The following is an 18,377-nucleotide window of genomic DNA, read 5'->3' as shown; positions in this document are numbered from 1 at the left end:
CGGAGCACAACGCGCGCACCCCCGACCCCAGGGCTGCAATGTACGGGTGACCGCGCCGCCCGACGACTGCCTCGCCCGCAACGAGTGGATCTGCGGTGAGTATCTCGCCACCCGCAGCGAGATCCTCACGGACGCGGTGCTCCAGCATCTGCGGCTCACGGCCGTGTCCGTGCTCATCGCGCTGGTCGTCGCCGTCCCGCTCGCCGTCGCGGCCCGCCGCTGGCGCTGGGCGGCGGCGCCGGCGCTCGGGATGACGACGATCCTCTACACGATCCCGTCGCTCGCGATGTTCTCCCTGCTGCTGCCCGTGTACGGCCTCTCCGCCGCGCTCGTCGTCGCGGGCCTGGTGCTCTACTCGCTCACCCTGCTCGTACGCAATATCCTCGCCGGGCTGCGCGCGGTACCGGAGGAGACCCGGCAGGCCGCGCGCGGGATGGGATACGGCCCCGTCCGCCTGCTGCTCGCCGTCGAACTCCCGCTCGCCCTCCCGGCGGCCATGGCCGGGCTGAGAATCGCCACCGTGTCCGCCGTCTCCCTGGTCACCATCGGGGCGATCGTCGGCTACGGCGGCCTGGGCAACCTCATCTTCTCGGGCATGAACACCTACTTCAAGGCCCAGGTGCTCACCGCCTCCGTCCTCTGTGTCGTCATCGCCGTCGCCGCCGATCTGCTGCTGTTGCTCATCCAGCGGTTCGCCACCCCGTGGACGCGGGCGGTGGGCGCGTGAACACCCTCGCCGACACCTGGGACTGGCTCACCAGCGCCGCCAACTGGTCCGGCGACAACGGCGTCTGGAACCGGCTCGGCGAGCATCTCTTCCTCACCGTCGTCTGTCTGGCCCTGAGCTGTCTGATCGCCCTGCCCGTCGCCCTCGTCCTCGGCCACCTCGGCAAGGGCGGCGCGCTCGCCGTCAATGTCTCCAACGTCGGCCGGGCCGTACCCACCTTCGCGGTCCTCGTCCTGCTGCTGCTCAGCCCGATCGGCGGCTACGGCTCCTGGCCGACGATCATCGCGCTGGTGCTGTTCGCCGTGCCGCCGCTGCTCACCAACGCCTACGTCGGCATGCGCGGCGTCGACCAGGACGTCGTACGCGCCGCCCGGGGCATGGGGATGACAGGTCTCCAACTGCTCGCCGGAGTCGAGATCCCGCTCGCACTGCCCCTGATCCTCACGGGCGTACGGATCGCCGCCGTCCAACTGGTGGCCACCGCGACCATCGCCGCACTCGCGGGCGGCGGCGGCCTCGGCCGGATCATCACCGCCGGGTTCAATCTCGCCTCCACCCCGCAGGTGGTCGCCGGGGCGATCCTGGTCGCGGTCTTCGCGCTGATCGTCGAGGGCCTGTTCGAAATCGGGCAGCGGCTGGCGCCCCCATGGGCGCGGGGCACCGGGTGAGGCGGCCCCCGGCGGCTCTGGCCGCTCTGGGCGCGCTGGTGTCGCTGCTGACGCTCTGCGCCGCCTGTACCACCGGGCCCTCGCTGGAGAGACAGGACCGGCTCACCGCGCCGCCCGGCGACAGCAGGGAGCTGACGATCGGTTCGGCCGGCTTCACCGAGAGCGATCTGCTCGCCCAGATGTACGCGCTCCTCCTCTCCGGCGCCGGATACTCGACGGAGATCCTCTCCGTCACCAACCGGGAGATCTACGAACCGGCGCTGGAGAGCGGTCAGATCGATGTCGTGGCCGAGTACGCGGCCACCTTCGCCGACTGGCTGAACGCCAAGGCCAACGGGGCTCAGGCGCCCCCGGCCGGCTCGCCCGACCTCACCACGACCATGACCGCACTGCGCCGCCTGGCCACCCCGCGCGGCCTGGACGTCCTCGCCCCCGGCCGGGCCGTCGACCAGAACGCGTTCGCCGTGACCAGGGCGTACGCCGAACAGCACCGGCTGAAGACCCTCAGCGACCTCGGCCGCTCAGGGCTGCCCGTACGCCTCGCGGCGGGCGACGAGTGCGTTCAGCGGCCGTACTGCGAACCTGGGCTCAGGAAGGTGTACGGCATCGACATCACCGCGGTCGACCCCAAGGGGGTCGGCACCACCCAGGCCAAACAGGCCGTCCAGAACGGCCAGGACCAGATGGTGCTGACCACCACCACCGACGCCACACTCGACGACTTCGGTCTTGTGCTGCTCGCCGACGACCGGCATCTGCAGAACGCCGACTACATCGTCCCGGTGGTGAACCGTTCCCGGGCGGGCAGCGCGGGGGTGACCGGGGCACTGGACCGGCTCAACACTGTACTGACAACGGCGGATCTGGCGTCCCTGAACGAACAGGTCGACAGCTGGCGGCGGCTGCCGGAGGACGTGGCGAGAAACTATCTGACGTCGAAGGGGCTGCTGGCGGACTGACCCGACACCTCGACCGTACGACTTCGGTGGTACGTACGACTCTGACGGCCCGGGTTACGCGGGGTGACCCGAGTGCAGGCTCTCCAGCCGCCGTTGCAGCACCCTCAGGGCCCCGCGCTGACGCCCCGGCACCCGTTTGCGCAGGGCGACGAGTCTCGGGGCGAGGGTACGGGCCGTGCCCGGGTCCTTGATCTGCTCCCACTGGTGGTGGGCGCGGTCGACCGCGCCCTCGACATCCGGGTCGTCGGTGGCCTGCTGCCGGGTCAGCCGCGCGTCGGCGGCCGACATCCACAGGGCGCAGCTCAGACCGGGCTCGCGCGCGATGCGCGCCAGATCCGCCCGTACCTCCAGCCAGTGGATCGCCTGGGCGGAACCGGGTCCGTGCACGCGCAGTTCCTGCTGCTCCCAGGCCGCTGCCGCGGCTGCGGCCTCGGTGTGCCGCCCGTCCATCGCGGCGGCGAGAATCGCGGGATGCGGGTCGGGAGCCGGTCGCGGGCCCGTGCGGGCCGCCGGGTCCGGCGCGGTGGCCGTGGCGGCCGAGCGGGTGTCACTCGTGGCGGGTCCGGGAGCGGCGCGGAGTTCGCGGGTGTCACTGCGGGCGGCCCGGGTGTCACCGGTGGCTGCCCCAGGGGCGGGCCGGAGTGCGCCGGGCGCGGACCGTGCCACTGCCGTGTCGGGCGTGGACGTTGCCACCGCCGTGTCGGGCGTGGACGCTGCCACCGCCGTGCCGGGTGGGCCGGACACCGCTCCGCCCGCCCGGACCCCCGGGGCGGCGGCCGTGGTGGCGAGTTCCGGCACGACCGGACGAGCTGGCGCCACGCCCGCCGGGGCGGGGGACGGCCCGCCGGGCGCGCGGCCCGGAAGACCCGCGCCCGCCGGGTGCGTGCCCTCCGGCCGGGGCACGCCCGGAATCAGCGGGCCGCCGGGGCCCGGCTCGCCCGGGGCGGGCGGGAAGAGACCGGGGGCGGACGGGACACCGGCGCTGCCGCGCCAGGACTCGCCCGTGAGCAGCAGCGCGCCCGCCACCCCGGCGTGCAGCGCGGCCTGTTCATGGAGGGTCACCGGGTCGGGCCGGGCACCACTGCGCCAGATCGAGGCGCAGGCCCTGAGATAGTCGGGGCTCGCCGCCCCGCGCCGGCCGGGGTGCGGGGCGATACGGCCGTATATCCGGATGGCCCGGCCCAGCGCCAGGCCGTCCTGGATCACCCGCTCCCAGGTCTCCGGGTCCGCGACCAGGTCGACGAACACCGTCGTCGTGTCGGGGCGCCGGATCGTCAGCTCCGATGCGAGCCAGTGCCACGGTAGCGCCGTGTACCGCAGGGTGGAGGGGGTGCTCCGGGCGAGCGCGAGATGCGGCAGCCGCTGCTTGCGGTCGAGTTGCAGTTGCCCGGCGACATAGAGGAACAGCGGGCCCTGGGAGGCCGCCGCCGCCCGGATACGGGTCAGTACGGTCTGCGGATCGAGTGGGTCGGCCAGCTCGACCACCGTCGCGGCCCGGGTCCCCGTCAGTGCGCTCGGCGGGACCGCGGCCAGCGCGGGCAGCACGGAACTCGCGTCGATCAGACGCCCTTTCCCCACCGGCGCGGCCGCGATCAGCAGCGCGGTTCCCGGCGCGGCCGTGTCCCCTCCCGTGATCAGCACACCCAGCACGGTATCCGACGAGGCGGGCGCGGACCGCCCCGTACGGCACCCCGGGCAGGTCGCATCCCGGCCTCAGTGCTTCAACTGTCCCGGCAGCCACCGCAGTTGCAGCGACTGCTGGAGCGGCCCGCCGCCCTCGTGCCCATTGAAGTCGTAGACCTCGATCTCCTTGTCCTGGCCGGCGTACGCGTTGAACGCGGCGAAAATCGTTGAAGGCGGACATACCTGGTCGTGGAGGCCCACCGAGAAGAGCGCCGGCGCCCGGCCCCGGGCCGCGAAGTGGACGCCGTCGAAGTAGGCCAGCGTGTCACGGACCCGTTCGACGCTGCGGCGGTGGACCTTGAGATAGTCGGCCACCTCCCGGTAGGGCGTGCTGTCGGTGATCGTGGTGGCTCGCGGGAAGTCGCACAGAAACGGCACGTCCGGCGCTATCGCCAGCAGATCGGGTACCAGCCCGCCCACGGCGATGGTGATCCCACCGCCCTGGCTCCCGCCGAGCACCGTGGTGCGGGAGGCGTCCGTGAGCGGATGGGACCGGGCCGCCTCCACCGCCCGTACCGCGTCCGTGTGCACGCGCCGGTAGTAGAACTCCGCCGGGTCCTCCACACCCTTGGTCAGAAACCCGGGGTGGGCGGGCGCGCTGCCCACCGGGTCCGCCGTGTCGCCCACGCTCCACTCGGAACCCTGGCCCCGGGTGTCCATCACGAAGTGGGCGAACCCGGCCGACGCCCAGAGGAGATGGGTGTGGGGCAGGCTGCGCCCGGCGCCGTAGCCGAGGTACTCGACGACCAGGGGCAGCGGCTCGTCCGCCCCGGCGGGGACGACGAACCAGCCCTTGACCGGGTGCCCGCCGAACCCCGCGAAGGTCACGTCGTACACCTCCACCGCCGTCAGCCCGGTGTCCACGCGCTCGAATCGCGCGTCGAGATCGTGCGTACGTGCCTCGGCCAGGGTGTCCGCCCAGAACCGGTCGAAGTCCGCCGGCTCGACGGACCGGCTGCGGTAGCCGCGCAGTTCCTCCAGTGGCAGGTCGAACAGGGCCATCAAGCACCGCCTTGGTATGACGAAAGAGGGAAGGAGGGAAATGGAGACAGGGTATGAGAAGCGACGGGCAGTGGGTCGGGCAACGAGCCAAGGCGGCCTGATTCCCCCGCCCGCGCCGGGGCGGGCGGGCAGTCCCGGCCGCGGCCCCTGCGAGCCGCGCCCTGCGAGCCGTATCGGACGGGCCGTACCCCGGCGCGCTGTACCGGACCGGGCTCCGCCCGGCGAGCCGCCGCTACGCGTCCGAGACCGAGTCGAACTCCACCTCGTCGCGGGGGATGCCCCGCTCGTCGGCGTCCACCGACCGCCGCAGTGCCTCATGCAGCTTCGCGGGGGTCAGCACCCCGACGAAGCGGGCCCCGTCCACCACCGCCACCCACCCCGCGTCGTGCTGGAGCATCTCGCTGAACGCCTGCTTCAGCGGTGCCCCGAGCGGCACCCACGCCTCCATGCGCCGGGCCAGATCGCCGACGGTGTCCCGCTCCCCGGCGGTCGAGAGGGCGTCCGCCGACACCCAGCCGTGCAGTTCGCCACCTGTGCTCAGCACCACGGCCCACCGCGCGTCCTCCGCCCGCAGCCGCGCCGCCGAGGTCCGCGCGCTCTCGTCGAGGCGTGCGAGCGGCGGCTGTTCGAGGTCGTACGCCTCGATGGTGGTGACGGAGAGCCGCTTCAATCCCCGGTCCGCGCCGACGAACCGCGCCACATAGGCGGTGGCGGGTGTGCCGAGCACGGCGGCGGGGGTGTCGAACTGCTCGATGTGCCCCTGCCCGTACACGGCGATACGGTCCCCCATCCGCACCGCCTCCTCGATGTCATGGGTCACCAGGAGCACCGTCTTGCGCACGGTGGCCTGGAGGCTCAGGAACTCGTTCTGCAGCCGCTCGCGCACCACCGGGTCGACCGCGCCGAACGGCTCGTCCATCAGCAGTACCGGCGGGTCGGCCACCAGGGCCCGGGCCACGCCCACCCGCTGGCGCTGGCCGCCGGAGAGCTGGGCCGGATAGCGGGGTCCGTACACCGAGGGGTCCAGACCCACCAGATCGAGGAGTTCGGCCGCCCGCTCGCGTGCCTTCGCCTTCTTCCAGCCGATCAGCGCGGGGACGGTCGCGGTGTTGTCGAGGACGGTGCGGTGCGGGAAGAGGCCGACCTGCTGGATCACATAGCCGATCCGGCGGCGCAGTTGGACCGGGTCGACCCGGGAGATGTCCTCGCCGTCGACCAGGATGCGGCCTGCCGTGGGCTCGATGAGCCGGTTGACCATCATCATCGTGGTCGTCTTGCCGCAGCCGGACGGGCCGACCAGGGTGACCAGCTCGCCCTCCGCCACCTCGAAGGACAGACCGTCGACGGCGGTCGTGCCGTCCGGGTAGACCTTGCTGACCTGCTCGAACCGGATCATCCCCCCACGTTAGGTCGTGTCGTCGGCCGCGCACACGGGCCGGGACTGTACGAGTCACCGGCGGGTGGCGCCAAGGAGCCGGGGCCGATCAGGTGTTGTCATGCCCCTTGCAACCTCAGGGGGTGGCTGGTTCCATCGTTAGGAAACTTTACTTCCAGTTCGGGCACCCCACACCAGATCCTGGAGACGATCATGAAGCCCCCACGCCGCCGTATGTCCTCCCTCGCCGGTATCGGCGCCCTCGCCGCCGCCCTGGCCTTCGGCCTCACGACCGCCCCCACCGCTCCGGCGGCCCCCGCCCGGCCCGCCGAGCGCGCCCCCTCGGCCGCCGCCGCGACACCCGTCGACATCAACGGCCGGCTCAAGGTCTGCGGCACCAGCCTCTGCAACCGGTACGGCAAGCCGATCCAGCTCCGCGGCATGTCCACCCACGGGCTCCAGTGGTTCCGCAACTGTGTGACGGGCGGTTCGCTCGACGCCCTCGCCAAGGACTGGAACGCCGACGTCGTCCGCCTCTCCCTGTACATCCAGGAACAGGGCTACGAGACCGACCCCCGCGGGTTCACCGACCTGGTCCACGCGCTCATCGAGTCGGCCTCCGCACGCGGCATGTACGTGATCGTCGACTGGCACATGCTCAGCCCGGGCGACCCCCACCACAACCTCGGCCGCGCGAAGACCTTCTTCAAGGAGATCGCCCGGCGCCACAAGCACAAGAAGAACGTCCTGTACGAGATCGCCAACGAACCCAGCGGCGTGAGCTGGGCCCGCATCAAGAGCTATGCCGAGCAGCTGATCCCCGTCATCCGCAAGGAGGATCCGAACGCCCCCGTCCTCGTCGGCACCCGCGCCTGGTCGTCCCTCGGAGTCTCCGAGGGTGCCGACGAGACCGAGATCGTGAACAACCCCGTCAATGCCTCCAACATCATGTACACGTTCCACTTCTACGCCGCCTCGCACCGTGACGAGTACCTCGCCACCCTGTCCCGGGCCGCCGGCCGGCTGCCGGTGTTCGTCACCGAGTTCGGCACCCAGAACTACTCGGGCGAGGGCGACAACGACTTCACGATGTCCCAGCGCTATCTGGATCTGATGGCGAGCAAGAAGATCAGCTGGGTCAACTGGAACTTCTCCGACGACCACCGCTCCGGCGCGGTCTTCCAGCAGGGCGTCTGCGGCGGCAACGGCCCCTGGACCGGTACGGCGCCCCTGAAGCAGGCCGGTGTGTGGATACGGGACAGGGTCAGGACCCCGGACCGCTTCCCCACGCGCTGACCGAGACTCGCTGACCGCGCGGCTCCCGCCACCCGCGCCCGCCCATGGGACCACCCGTGTGATCCCATGGGCGAGCGCGCCGCAGCGAACAGGAGCCCCCGTGACCAGTTACCGCCAGCCCGGAGTCGTACTCACCGACCGGCGCTTCGGCGTCCCGCTCGACCACACGGACCCCGGCGGGGAACGGCTGGAGCTGTACGGACGCGAGGTCGTCGCCACGTCACGGGCCGGTGAGGAACTGCCCTGGCTGGTCTACCTGGAGGGCGGCCCCGGCTTCGGCGCGCGCCGCTTCATCGGCAAGCAGGCATGGCTGGGGCGGGCCGTCCAGGAGTACCGCGTGCTGCTCCTCGACCAGCGCGGCACCGGCCGCTCCACCCCCCGGAACCACCGCACCCTCGCCGCACTCGGCGGCCCCGAGGCGCAGGCGGCCCATCTCGCCCACTTCCGCTCCGACGGCATCGTCCGCGACTGCGAGATGATCCGGCAGCAGCTCACCGGGGGCGCCCCCTGGTCCGTGCTCGGCCAGAGCTTCGGCGGATTCTGCGCCACGCACTATCTCTCCACCGCGCCCGAGGGACTGCGCGAGGTCTTCATCACCGGCGGCCTGCCCTCGCTCGACGCCCACGCCGACGATGTCTACCGGGCCGCGTACCCCCGGATGCGGCGCAAGGCCGAGGCGCACTACGCCCGCTATCCGATGGACATCTCCCGCGCCCGCCGCGTCGCCGCCCATCTCGCCGAGCACCGGACCGTACTGCCCGGCGGCTACACCCTGACCCCCGAGGCGTTCCAGTCCCTCGGCATCGGCCTCGGGAGCGGGGACGGCAGCCACCGGCTCCACTATCTGCTGGAGGACGCGTTCATCCGCGTCGGCGGACGCCATGAACTCTCCGACTCCTTCCGGGAAGAGGCCCTCTCCCAGCTCTCCTTCGCCGGGCATCCGCTCTACGCCCTGCTGCACGAAGCGATCTACGGCTGGGGCGAGCGGCCCACCGGCTGGGCCGCCGAACGCGTACGGCGGGAGTTCCCCCGGTTCGACGCGGCGACCGCGCTCGACGGGGACGGGCCGCTGCTGTTCACCGGGGAGACCATCCACCCCTGGCACTTCGAGGCCGACCCGGCGCTGCGCCCGCTGCGCGAGACCGCCGAACTGCTCGCCGCCCGCACCGGCTGGGAGCCGCTGTACGACGCCGGGCGGCTCGCCGCCAACGAGGTCCCGGTCGCCGCCGCCGTCTACCACGACGACATGTACGTCGACACCGCCCACTCGCTCGACACCGCCCGCACTGTCCGGGGACTGCGCACCTGGGTCACCGACGAGTACGAGCACGACGGCCTGCGCGCGGGCGGCCCGAGGGTGCTGGACCGGCTGATCTCCCTCGCCCGGGACGAGATCTGAGACCTGTACAGGGGCGAGATCGGGGACCCGTACGGGACGAGATCTGAGACCTGGACGGGACGAGATCCGGGACCCGTACGGGACGAGATCTGAGACGTGTACGGGACGAGATCTGAGACGTGTACGGGACGAGATCTGAGACGTGTACGGGACGGGATCCTGGGCCCGGGCCGCACCGGGAGAACGGCCTCCGCCGTATTCTGCGCCCATGACCGACCCCAGCCCTGAGCAACTGGCACCCATGCCCGACGACTGGCGGCGCGCGCTCGCCGTCGTCGCCCACCCCGACGACCTCGAATACGGCTGCGCGGCGGCCATCGCCGGATGGACCGACGGCGGCCGGGAGGTCGCCTATCTCCTCGCCACCCGCGGTGAGGCCGGGATCGACACCCTCCCCCCGGCCGAGTGCGCCCCGCTGCGCGAGCGGGAGCAGCGGGCGAGCGCCGCGGTCGTGGGCGTGACCACGGTGGAGTTCCTGGACCACCGGGACGGGGTGATCGAGTACGGCACCGCGCTGCGCCGGGACATCGCGGCGGCCATCCGCCGCCACTGCCCCGAACTGGTCATCACCCTCAACCACCGGGACACCTGGGGCGGTACCGCCTGGAACACCCCCGACCACCGGGCCGTCGGCCGGGCGACCCTGGACGCGGCGGCGGACGCGGGCAACCGCTGGATCTTCCCCGAGCTGATCTCCGAGCAGGGGCTCGACCCCTGGGACGGGGTCCGCTGGGTCGCCGTCGCGGGCTCCGCCACCCCGACGCACGCGGTCGACGCGACGGCGGGTCTGGAGCGCTCGGTCCGCTCGCTGATGGAGCACCGCACGTATATCGAGGGACTGACCGATGACGACCCGGAGACCTACTGCCGCTCCTTCCTCATCCCCTTCGCCGAGGAGGCGGGCGCGCGGTTCGGCGGCCGGCCCGCGGTGACCTTCGAGCTGTTCGGGCGCTGACGGCGGGAGCGCCGTTCCGGGCTCGGGAATGGGCTCGGAAGGGGTTCCGGAACGGTGCGAACGGGGGCTCCGGAAGACCCGCGCGCGGCGGGGTGCGGCGGGCCGGGGCTTCCCGTGGATTCAAGCGACTGCTTAGTATGCGTCGCGGACACGGTACCGCCGACGGTTTGTGGAGGCCCCTGACATGCAGGCATGGCGAGTGCACCGGAACGGTGAGCCCAGCGAGGTGATGCGGCTCGCGGAAGTGGAGCGTCCCGCACCGGGCGATGGGCAGCTGCTGCTGAAGGTCCGGGCCGCGAACATCAACTTCCCCGACGCGCTGCTGTGCCGCGGCCAGTACCAGAGCAGGCCGCCGTTTCCGTTCACCCCCGGTCTTGAGATCTGCGGGGAGACCGAGGACGGCCGCCGGGTCATCGCCGGTTCCGTACTCCCGCACGGCGGACTCGCCGAGTACACGGTCGCCGACGCGGCCGGTGTGCTGCCCGCCCCCGACTCCCTCGACGACGCCGAGGCCGCCGCCCTGCACATCGGCTATCAGACGGGCTGGTTCGGACTGCACCGCCGCGCCCGGCTGCGCGCGGGCGAGACCCTGCTCGTCCATGCGGCGGCCGGGGGCGCGGGCAGCGCGGCCGTCCAGCTCGGCAAGGCCGCCGGGGCCCGCGTCATCGGTGTGGTCGGCGGTGAGCGCAAGGCCCGCGCGGCCCGGGAGCTGGGGTGCGACCTCGTCCTCGACCGCCGGGACGACGACATCGTCACCGCCGTCAAGGAGGCGACGGGCGGCCGGGGCGCGGATGTCGTCTACGACCCCGTCGGCGGCGACGCCTACGCCAGGTCGGCCAAGTGCGTCGCCTTCGAGGGCCGGATCGTCCTCGTCGGCTTCGCGAGCGGCGCGATCCCGACCGTCGCCCTCAACCACGCGCTCGTGAAGAACTACTCCATTCTCGGCCTGCACTGGGGCCTGTACCGGCACCGGGATCCGGCCGCTGTCCTGGCCTGCCACGAGGAGCTGACCGCTCTCGCCGCCCAGGGGCTGATCAAGCCGCTGATCAGTGGACGCGTCCCGCTGAAGGACGCCGCCGACGCCGTCCAGCGCGTGGCCGACGGAGTGACCACCGGCCGTCTCGTCGTCGTTCCGCAGGGCGACGACGCCTGACGGGCTGGGGGACGACGCCTGACGGCAAGGTCACGGGAAGGCCAAGGGAGGACGGTGACCGGCCCGCACCGTACGGTCGGCGCCCCGCCCCCCGGCGGCAGTCGTGAACCGGACCGGGTCGGCCGCTCGCCGCGTACCATCCGTCCCCGGGGGGCGGGACGCGGCGCCCCGGGGCCCGCACGCACCGCGCGGCCGGTACCCCGCCGAACCCGGGCGCCGGGCAGCGCGGCGAGTGTGGCGACGAGACCCCTCGGTGTGACGAGAACCCCTCGGGCCGGTGTATCCAGCACCCATTTATGTGCTGTTTAATTGCGAGCTGTTCGCAATAACATCTGATCTTCAGTAGGGGTGTGGATCCATGTCAGCCCGATCGGACCGCTCGACCCGTTCGATACGCGGCCTGGCCGCTGTGACCCTGACCACCGCGCTCACCGTGGGAGCGGCGGCCTGCTCCAACCCCGACAGCGGTACGGCGGGCAAGAGCGGCGCCGGGGAATCGGCCGTCGTCGGCATCGCCACCGAGCCCGAGAGCCTCAGCCCGCTGCTCGGCTTCGGCAAGGACGGCAACTCGAAGATCTTCGACGGGCTGCTCGCGCTCGACACGGAGATGAACCTCCGGCCCGCGCTCGCCGCCGCGCTCCCCGAGGTCAGCCCCGACCGGCTGACCTACACCTACAAGCTGCGGCAGGGAGTGAAGTTCAGCGACGGCGAGCCGTTCGGCGCCGAGGACGTGGTCTTCACCTACCGCACCGTCCTGGACAAGAAGACGAACAACGCGTCCAAGTCCGAACTCGACGCGGTCAAGACCGTCGAGGCGAGCGGCGACGACACCGTCGTCTTCACCCTGAAATACCCGTACGCGCCTTTCGCCCGGCGCACCGTCCACCCGATCGTCCCCCAGCACATCGCCGCGAAGCAGGACGTGAACACCGGCCCGTTCACCACCAAGCCGATCGGGACCGGCCCGTATCTCCTCACCAACTGGTCCAAGGGCGAGAAGCTGAGCTTCAAGGCCAACCCCGGGTACTGGGGCGGCGAACCCCGGGTGAAGAAGTTCACCATGGCGGTCGTCAAGGACGACGACGTCCGCGCCACCCGGCTGCGCGCCGGGGACCTCGACGGAGCGATCCTGCCGCCCAACCTCGCCGCGGGCTTCAAGGGCGACAAGGCGAAGAAGACCCACCGGGCCACCACCTACGACTACCGGACCGTGACCCTGCCGACCGGCAACAAGGTCACCGGCGACACCGCGGTCCGCCGGGCCCTCGACATCGCCGTCGACCGGCAGACCATGGTCGACAAGATCCTCGAAGGCGCCGGAAAGCCCGCCTACGGCCCCGTGCCCACCGGCAGCGAGTGGTTCGCCGAGGGCACCGAGCGCACCCACGACCTCGCCGCCGCGCAGAAGATCCTCGACGACGCGGGCTGGAAGCCGGGCGGCGACGGAATCCGCGCCAAGGACGGCGTACGGGCCGAGTTCCCGCTCTGGTACCCCTCCGGCGACAAGCTCCGCCAGGACCACGCGCTCGCCTACGCCTCCGACGCGAAGAAGGCCGGCATCGACATCAGGACCCAGGCCGGCACCTGGGAGGTCATCGAACCCCGGATGAAGACCGACGCCGTCCTCGCGGGCGGCGGCTCGCCCGGCGACCCCGACTTCGACCAGTATCTGCTGCTCACCTCGTCCGTCGCCGGCGACGGCTTCAACAACATGGGCTGGTACGACAACCCGGTCGTCGACAAGGCGCTCCTGGACGGCCGCCGCAGCGGCGACACGGCCGCGCGGAAGGCCGCGTACGACACCGTCCAGCGCGAACTGGTGAAGAACCCCGGCTACACCTTCCTCACCCATATCGACCATGTGTATGTCGTCGACGACAGCTGGGACGGGCTGACCACCCAGACCGAGCCGCATGAGCACGGGCTCGCCTCCGGCCCCTGGTGGAACGTCGAGGACTGGACCCCCAAGGGCACGAAGAAGTGAGCGTTTCCCTCGCCAAGGGGGGAACGACGCGCCGCCGCCTGCCCTGGGGGCCGATGGCACGCATGGCGGGGCGGCGGACCCTGTTCGCCGCCCCCATCCTCCTCGCCGTCACCTTCGGGGTCTTCGCCGTCGCCGCGGCCTCGCCCTTCGACCCCGTCAAGGCGTACACCGGCACCGCCGGGCTCACCGCGACCCAGGAGAACCTCGACCAGATCCGCGCCAACCTCGGCGTCGACGACCCCTTCGTCACCCGCTGGTGGAACTGGCTGACCTCCGCGCTCCAGGGCGACCTCGGCGACTCCAGCGTGATGCGCCAGCCCGTCGCCGATGTCATCGCCGAACGCATCGGCTGGTCCGTGCTCCTCGCCGTCACCGCGTTCGCCGTCGCCATCCTGCTGGGCACCACCCTCGGCGTCCTCGCCGCACGCCGCCGCGGCGGCTGGCTCGACCGCTGCGCCAGCTCCGCCGCGTACACCCTCGAAGCGGCCCCCGCCTTCTGGCTCGGACTGCTCGCCATCTGGTTCTTCGCCCTGGAACTCGGCGTCCTGCCCGCCGGCGGACTCACCGACACCGCGAGCGACGTCATCACCTTCGGCCAGGTCGCCTCCCATCTGGTGCTGCCCGCGGCCGTCCTCGGGATCTCCCAGCTGCCGTGGTTCTTCCTGTACGTACGCCAGGGCGTCGCCGACGCCCTGGAGGAGGACCCCGTACGCGGCGCCCGCGCCCGCGGCCTTGGCGAGGGAACCGTCCTCGTCGGACACGCCCTGCGCTCCGGGATGCTGCCCATGCTCACCCTTGTCGGCTCCCGCGTCCCCGAGCTGATCACCGGAGCGCTGCTCGTGGAGACCGTCTTCAGCTGGCCCGGCATCGCCGCCGCGACGGTCGAGGCCGCCACCTCCGTCGACTTCCCGCTGCTGGCGGCGCTCACCGTGCTCGCCACCGCCGCCGTACTCCTCGGCAATCTGCTGTCGGACCTGCTGTACGGACTCGCCGACCCGAGAGTGGGCTTCGATGGCTGACACCCTGCCCGAGACGGCCTGGCGCTCGCACGGGCGCACCCGCCGCTCCACCCGTACGGTCCGGATCACGGTCTCCGCCGTCATCGTGGCCGCCGTCGTCCTCGCCGTACTGATCGTGCCGCCCGTCGTCCAGCTCGACGAGCAGGCCGTCGATCTGTCCCAGAAGCTCCAGCCGCCGTCCTGGGCCCATCCCTTCGGCACCGACGACGTGGGCCGTGACCTGCTGGTGCGCTGTGTCTACGGGCTGCGGGTCTCCCTGCTCGTCGGCCTCGTCGCCGCCGTCGTCGCCACCGTCATCGGCACCCTGGTGGGTGCGGCGGCAGCGGCCTTCGGCGGCTGGACCGACCGGGTCGTGATGCGGCTCGTCGACACCTTCTCCTCCGTGCCGCATCTGCTGCTCGGCATCTTCATCGTGGCGATGTTCCGCCCCGGGGTGTGGCCCGTCATCGTCTCCGTCGGCCTCACCCACTGGCTCTCCACCGCCCGGATCGTCCGCTCCGAAGTGCTCTCCCTGCGCTCACGCCCCTATATCGACGCGGCGATATCCGGCGGCGCCTCCCGGCTGCGGGTCACCGCGCGCCATCTGCTGCCGGGCGTGCTGCCGCAGGCGGGGCTCGCGGCCGTCCTGATGGTGCCGCACGCCATGTGGCACGAGTCCGCGCTCTCCTTCCTCGGCCTCGGGCTCCCGTCCCACCAGGCCAGCCTCGGCAATCTGGTGCAGTCCGCGCGCAGCTCGCTGCTCGCCGGGGACTGGTGGCCGACGCTGTTCCCCGGACTGTTCCTGATCGTCCCCACCCTCGCGATCGCGGGCCTCGCGGGCGCCTGGCGGGAACGGATCAACCCTCGCCGCCGATCGGAGCTGATGCTGTGAGCGCGCAGTCGGTACCACCGGTCCTGTCGGTACGGGAGCTGTCCGTACGGTTCCGGATGCGCGGCGGACGCCATATCGCCGCCGTCACCGGAGCGACCTTCGACCTCGCGGCGGGGGAGTGCCTGGCCCTCGTCGGCGAGAGCGGCTGCGGCAAGTCCGTCCTCGCCTCCGCCCTCCTCGGGCTGCTGCCCGGCAACGCCCAGACCTCGGGCACCGCGACCGTCGACGGCGTCGAACTCCTCGGCGCCGACGAGCGCACCCTCGCCCGCACCGTACGGGGACGGCGCATCGGCCTCGTACCGCAGAGCCCGGCCGCGCATCTCACCCCCGTACGGACCGTGGGAGCGCAGTTGGCGGAGACCCTGCGCGCGCTCGCCGGCACACCCCGGCGCGAGGCCGCGCGGGCCGCCGTCGCGGCGGCCGAACGGGCCGCGTTCCCCGCCGACCACCTGGACCGCTATCCGCACGAACTCTCCGGCGGGCTCGCCCAGCGCGCCGCGACCGCCCTCGCCCTGATCGGCGACGCGCCCCTGCTGCTGGCCGACGAACCGACCACCGGACTCGACCGCGACCTGGTCAACCGCACGGTCGACGAACTGCGGCGGCACACCGGGCGGTCGGGCGACGGCCGCGCCCTGCTGATGATCACCCACGATCTCGCGGCGGCCGAGCGGATCGCCGACCGGGTCGCCGTGATGTACGCGGGCCGGATCGTGGAGATCGCCGGTGCCGGGGAGTTCTTCGGGAAGCCGGGCCCCCGCCATCCGTACGCCCGGGGCCTGCTGGCCGCGCTGCCCGAACGGGACTTCACCCCCATCTCCGGGATGCCGCCGGAGCTGGGCGATCTCCCCTCGGGCTGCGCGTTCGCGGCCCGCTGCGACCGCGCGACCGACGCGTGCGGGGCGCTGCCTCGGCTGGTGGCGGGCGTGGAGTGCCATCACCCCTTGGATACCGGTGCCGCCGGCGTGGGCGACGACGAGAGGGCGGCGCGTGTCTGACCTCCGTGATCCGCGCGCTCTCCCCGCCGCCGGTGCCCGCGGTGCGCCCGTGCACCCCGGACGGCACCGTCACGGCGGGCCCCGGCCGGGGCGCACCGGCTCGGGACCCGGGCCCCGTACGCGCCGGGTGCCCGCCCGGCACCCCGTACGCCCGTACCACCGCCCGGAGGGCCACCGTGCTTGAACTCGACGCGATCACCGCCGGGTACGACCCGCGCAAGCCCGTCGTACGGGAGGTCACGCTCACCCTCGGCCCCGGGGAGTCGGTCGGCCTGCTCGGGCCCAGTGGCTGCGGCAAGTCCACCCTGGCCAAGGTGGCCGCGCTGCTGCACCGGCCCTACACCGGCCGGGTCGTCATCGACGGTGAACCCGCCCCCGGCTGGCGGTACAGCGCGCCCCGTGCCCTGCGCACCGCGCTCGGTGTGGTCTTCCAGCAGCCGAGGCAGTCCGCCGACCCCCGGCTCCCGCTGCGCGAGCTGATCGCCGAACCCCTGCGCGCGACCGGCGCGGGCGAGGGCGCCGGGGCCCGCGTCGCGGAACTGGCGGACCGGGTGGGGCTCACCGGGGAACTCCTGGGCCGCCGCCCGCACGAGGTGAGCGACGGGCAGTTGCAGCGCGCCTGTCTGGCCCGCGCGCTGGTGCTGCGCCCGCGCTGGCTGATCTGCGACGAGATGACCGCGATGCTGGACGCGTCGACGACGGCCGCGCTGGTCGCGGTCGTCGAGGAGTACCGCGCTGAGCACGGCGCGGGCCTGCTCGCCGTCGGTCACGACAGCGTCCTGCTGGAGAGGTGGTGCGACCGCACGGTCCACTGGTCCGCCCTGGGGGCCTGATCGGCGGGGGACGGGTTCCAGCGGGGCGCGGACACCCCCCGGGGAACGTCAGCACGGTGTTGTCCTCGGTGAGTCCGGCCCGCGCGGACGCCGGACGAAGGCCGACCGAACTCCCGGTGAAGCCCCTCCCGATGGCCCGGAATCCGGTCGATACTCGGGTGTCCGCATATCACTTGGACCCCGGAGGTCCCTACCGTGCCGATCACCACCCGCCGCAGAGCCGTCACCACCCTCGCCGCCGCGCTCGCGGGGACCGTCGCCCTGCCCACCGTGGCCCGCGCCGCCGGATCGGACGGCGAACGCCCCCGACCGCTGCGGTGGGCGCACGCCCACAACGACTATCTGCACCCACGGCCCGTCCACGACGCCCTGTCCCATGGATTCACCAGCCTGGAGGCCGATGTCTTCCTGGTGAACGGCGATCTGCTCGTCGCCCACACCCCCGCCGAACTCGACCCGTCCCACACCCTGCGCTCGCTCTACCTCGATCCGCTGCTGGCGCGCGTCAGGGCCAACCACGGTTCCGTGTACCGGGGCCACCGGCGTCCCGTACAGCTGCTGATCGACATCAAGTACGACGGCGCCGCCTGCTATCTCGAACTCGACCGCCAGTTACGGCAGTACCGGCGGATGCTGAGCGGCTGTGCGAACGGGCGGGTGCGGTACGGCGCGATCACCGCGGTCGTCTCCGGCGACCGGGCCGCCCGGGTGCCGATGGAGGCACAGCGACAGCGGTACGCGTTCTACGACGGCCGGTTCGACGATCTCGCCACCCCCGTGCCCGCCTCCTTCGTCCCGCTGATCTCCGGCAACTGGAACCACGCCTTCACCTGGCGGGGCGAGGGACCCTTCCCGGCCACCGAACGGGCCCGCCTGCACACGCTCGTCGACCTGGCCCACTACCACGGCCGGCGGATCCGCTTCTGGGCCACCCACGATGTGCCGGGCTCCGCCCGTGACGCGGTGTGGACCGAACTGCTCGCCGCCGGTGCCGACCATCTCAACACCGACGACCTGGCGGGTCTCGCGCGCTTCCTGCGCGCCCACGACGGGTAGGCCCCGCCGGGCCGGCCCGGGCAACCACCCGTACGGCCGACGCGCCAGTCGGCGGGACGGACCCTCCGCTGCGCCAGACTGACGGCCGGATGCCGCAGATCCGGCGCGGCGGAGGAGGTTGGCCATGGCCATTTCGATTTCGGTGGTGCTGCTCCTGGTGGTGCTCGCGGTGATCTTCCTGCGCAGCGGGGGGCTCAAGTTCTCCCACGCCCTGGTCTGCGTCCTGCTCGGCTTCCTCCTCGCGAGCACCAGCATGGCGCCCACCATCCAGGAGGGCGTCGCGGCCACCGCCGAGGTCGTCAGCGGCCTGCGGCCCTGAACACCCGGGCGTACCGGACCGGTTCAGCCGCCGACGAGAAACGACCTGATCAGAAACCGGACGCCGTCCGGTGCCTCCAG

General features: G+C 72.4%; 17 protein-coding genes. 14 read left to right on the top strand and 3 right to left on the bottom strand.

Annotated elements, in window-relative coordinates:
- The first annotated feature begins 46 nt into the window (after positions 1-46).
- From ACWF94_RS05730 to ACWF94_RS05720, 3 genes are read left to right on the top strand one after another with little or no spacing between them, the layout of a single operon-like run.
- Positions 47-727, top strand: coding sequence for an ABC transporter permease (locus ACWF94_RS05730; RefSeq protein ID WP_453485016.1), 681 nt, complete (start codon positions 47-49; stop codon positions 725-727).
- Positions 724-1,395, top strand: a complete 672-nt coding sequence (locus ACWF94_RS05725; RefSeq protein ID WP_453485014.1) for an ABC transporter permease — start codon at positions 724-726, stop codon at positions 1,393-1,395. The genes ACWF94_RS05730 and ACWF94_RS05725 overlap by 4 nt, the downstream gene beginning before the upstream one ends.
- Positions 1,374-2,354, top strand: coding sequence for an ABC transporter substrate-binding protein (locus ACWF94_RS05720; protein WP_453485012.1), 981 nt, complete (start codon positions 1,374-1,376; stop codon positions 2,352-2,354). Before ACWF94_RS05725 ends, ACWF94_RS05720 begins: the two co-directional genes overlap by 22 nt.
- A gap of 54 nt (positions 2,355-2,408) precedes the next feature.
- Here ACWF94_RS05720 and ACWF94_RS05715 read toward each other — a convergent pair whose 3' ends face one another.
- The 3 genes from ACWF94_RS05715 to ACWF94_RS05705 all read right to left on the bottom strand — a co-directional run bounded on the left by ACWF94_RS05715 (position 2,409) and on the right by ACWF94_RS05705 (position 6,435).
- The gene (locus tag ACWF94_RS05715) at positions 2,409-3,995 is read right to left on the bottom strand and encodes a hypothetical protein (protein ID WP_453485010.1); all 1,587 of its coding nucleotides are present in this window, start codon (positions 3,993-3,995) and stop codon (positions 2,409-2,411) included.
- 72 nt (positions 3,996-4,067) lie between these two features.
- A complete protein-coding gene (locus ACWF94_RS05710; protein WP_453485008.1) occupies positions 4,068-5,039 on the bottom strand; it encodes an acetylxylan esterase in 972 nt (323 codons plus the stop codon).
- A 232-nt stretch (positions 5,040-5,271) separates the two neighbouring features.
- Positions 5,272-6,435, bottom strand: coding sequence for a betaine/proline/choline family ABC transporter ATP-binding protein (locus tag ACWF94_RS05705; protein WP_453485007.1), 1,164 nt, complete (start codon positions 6,433-6,435; stop codon positions 5,272-5,274).
- A 192-nt stretch (positions 6,436-6,627) separates the two neighbouring features.
- Between ACWF94_RS05705 and ACWF94_RS05700 the strand changes: the two genes are divergently transcribed.
- The 11 genes from ACWF94_RS05700 to ACWF94_RS05650 all read left to right on the top strand — a co-directional run bounded on the left by ACWF94_RS05700 (position 6,628) and on the right by ACWF94_RS05650 (position 18,297).
- Positions 6,628-7,710, top strand: coding sequence for a glycoside hydrolase family 5 protein (locus ACWF94_RS05700; RefSeq protein WP_453485005.1), 1,083 nt, complete (start codon positions 6,628-6,630; stop codon positions 7,708-7,710).
- A 100-nt stretch (positions 7,711-7,810) separates the two neighbouring features.
- Positions 7,811-9,109, top strand: a complete 1,299-nt coding sequence (locus tag ACWF94_RS05695) for an alpha/beta fold hydrolase (RefSeq protein ID WP_453485003.1) — start codon at positions 7,811-7,813, stop codon at positions 9,107-9,109.
- Positions 9,110-9,317: 208 nt separating this feature from the next.
- Positions 9,318-10,064, top strand: a complete 747-nt coding sequence (locus ACWF94_RS05690) for a PIG-L deacetylase family protein (RefSeq protein WP_453485001.1) — start codon at positions 9,318-9,320, stop codon at positions 10,062-10,064.
- 184 nt (positions 10,065-10,248) lie between these two features.
- The gene (locus ACWF94_RS05685; protein WP_453484999.1) at positions 10,249-11,217 is read left to right on the top strand and encodes an NADPH:quinone oxidoreductase family protein; all 969 of its coding nucleotides are present in this window, start codon (positions 10,249-10,251) and stop codon (positions 11,215-11,217) included.
- Positions 11,218-11,575: 358 nt separating this feature from the next.
- Positions 11,576-13,201 (top strand): ABC transporter substrate-binding protein, encoded by a 1,626-nt coding sequence (locus ACWF94_RS05680; RefSeq protein ID WP_453484997.1) that lies wholly within the window; start codon positions 11,576-11,578, stop codon positions 13,199-13,201.
- Between the two features lie 53 nt (positions 13,202-13,254).
- Positions 13,255-14,220: an ABC transporter permease gene (locus ACWF94_RS05675; protein WP_453485035.1), complete on the top strand. Its 966-nt coding sequence runs from the start codon at positions 13,255-13,257 to the stop codon at positions 14,218-14,220.
- The gene (locus ACWF94_RS05670; protein WP_453484995.1) at positions 14,213-15,091 is read left to right on the top strand and encodes an ABC transporter permease; all 879 of its coding nucleotides are present in this window, start codon (positions 14,213-14,215) and stop codon (positions 15,089-15,091) included. Before ACWF94_RS05675 ends, ACWF94_RS05670 begins: the two co-directional genes overlap by 8 nt.
- 56 nt (positions 15,092-15,147) lie before the next feature.
- Positions 15,148-16,089, top strand: coding sequence for an ABC transporter ATP-binding protein (locus ACWF94_RS05665; RefSeq protein WP_453485033.1), 942 nt, complete (start codon positions 15,148-15,150; stop codon positions 16,087-16,089).
- A gap of 176 nt (positions 16,090-16,265) precedes the next feature.
- Entirely contained in the window at positions 16,266-16,922 is a 657-nt protein-coding gene (locus ACWF94_RS05660; protein WP_453484994.1) for an ABC transporter ATP-binding protein, read from the top strand.
- Positions 16,923-17,117: 195 nt separating this feature from the next.
- Complete coding sequence (locus ACWF94_RS05655) at positions 17,118-17,978, top strand: phosphatidylinositol-specific phospholipase C/glycerophosphodiester phosphodiesterase family protein (protein ID WP_453484992.1); 861 nt, start codon at positions 17,118-17,120, stop codon at positions 17,976-17,978.
- Between the two features lie 124 nt (positions 17,979-18,102).
- On the top strand, positions 18,103-18,297 hold the full coding sequence (locus tag ACWF94_RS05650) for a hypothetical protein (protein WP_453484991.1): 195 nt from the start codon (positions 18,103-18,105) through the stop codon (positions 18,295-18,297).
- Positions 18,298-18,377: the final 80 nt, after the last annotated feature.

This window comes from Streptomyces sp. NPDC055078 (genome assembly GCF_053607985.1).
Note: the sequence above shows the minus strand (reverse complement) of the source record. Positions and strands in the feature narration are given on the sequence as shown.

Bases quoted from the DNA above. Each gene is read 5' to 3' on its own strand.
- ACWF94_RS05720 (WP_453485012.1), top strand. From the start codon at position 1,374: ATGGGCGCGGGGCACCGGGTGAGGCGGCCCCCGGCGGCTCTGGCCGCT.
- ACWF94_RS05710 (WP_453485008.1), bottom strand. From the start codon at position 5,039: ATGGCCCTGTTCGACCTGCCACTGGAGGAACTGCGCGGCTACCGCAGC.
- ACWF94_RS05705 (WP_453485007.1), bottom strand. From the start codon at position 6,435: ATGATCCGGTTCGAGCAGGTCAGCAAGGTCTACCCGGACGGCACGACC.
- ACWF94_RS05700 (WP_453485005.1), top strand. From the start codon at position 6,628: ATGAAGCCCCCACGCCGCCGTATGTCCTCCCTCGCCGGTATCGGCGCC.
- ACWF94_RS05690 (WP_453485001.1), top strand. From the start codon at position 9,318: ATGACCGACCCCAGCCCTGAGCAACTGGCACCCATGCCCGACGACTGG.
- ACWF94_RS05685 (WP_453484999.1), top strand. From the start codon at position 10,249: ATGCAGGCATGGCGAGTGCACCGGAACGGTGAGCCCAGCGAGGTGATG.
- ACWF94_RS05680 (WP_453484997.1), top strand. From the start codon at position 11,576: ATGTCAGCCCGATCGGACCGCTCGACCCGTTCGATACGCGGCCTGGCC.
- ACWF94_RS05675 (WP_453485035.1), top strand. From the start codon at position 13,255: ATGGCACGCATGGCGGGGCGGCGGACCCTGTTCGCCGCCCCCATCCTC.
- ACWF94_RS05670 (WP_453484995.1), top strand. From the start codon at position 14,213: ATGGCTGACACCCTGCCCGAGACGGCCTGGCGCTCGCACGGGCGCACC.
- ACWF94_RS05665 (WP_453485033.1), top strand. From the start codon at position 15,148: ATGCGCGGCGGACGCCATATCGCCGCCGTCACCGGAGCGACCTTCGAC.
- ACWF94_RS05650 (WP_453484991.1), top strand. From the start codon at position 18,103: ATGGCCATTTCGATTTCGGTGGTGCTGCTCCTGGTGGTGCTCGCGGTG.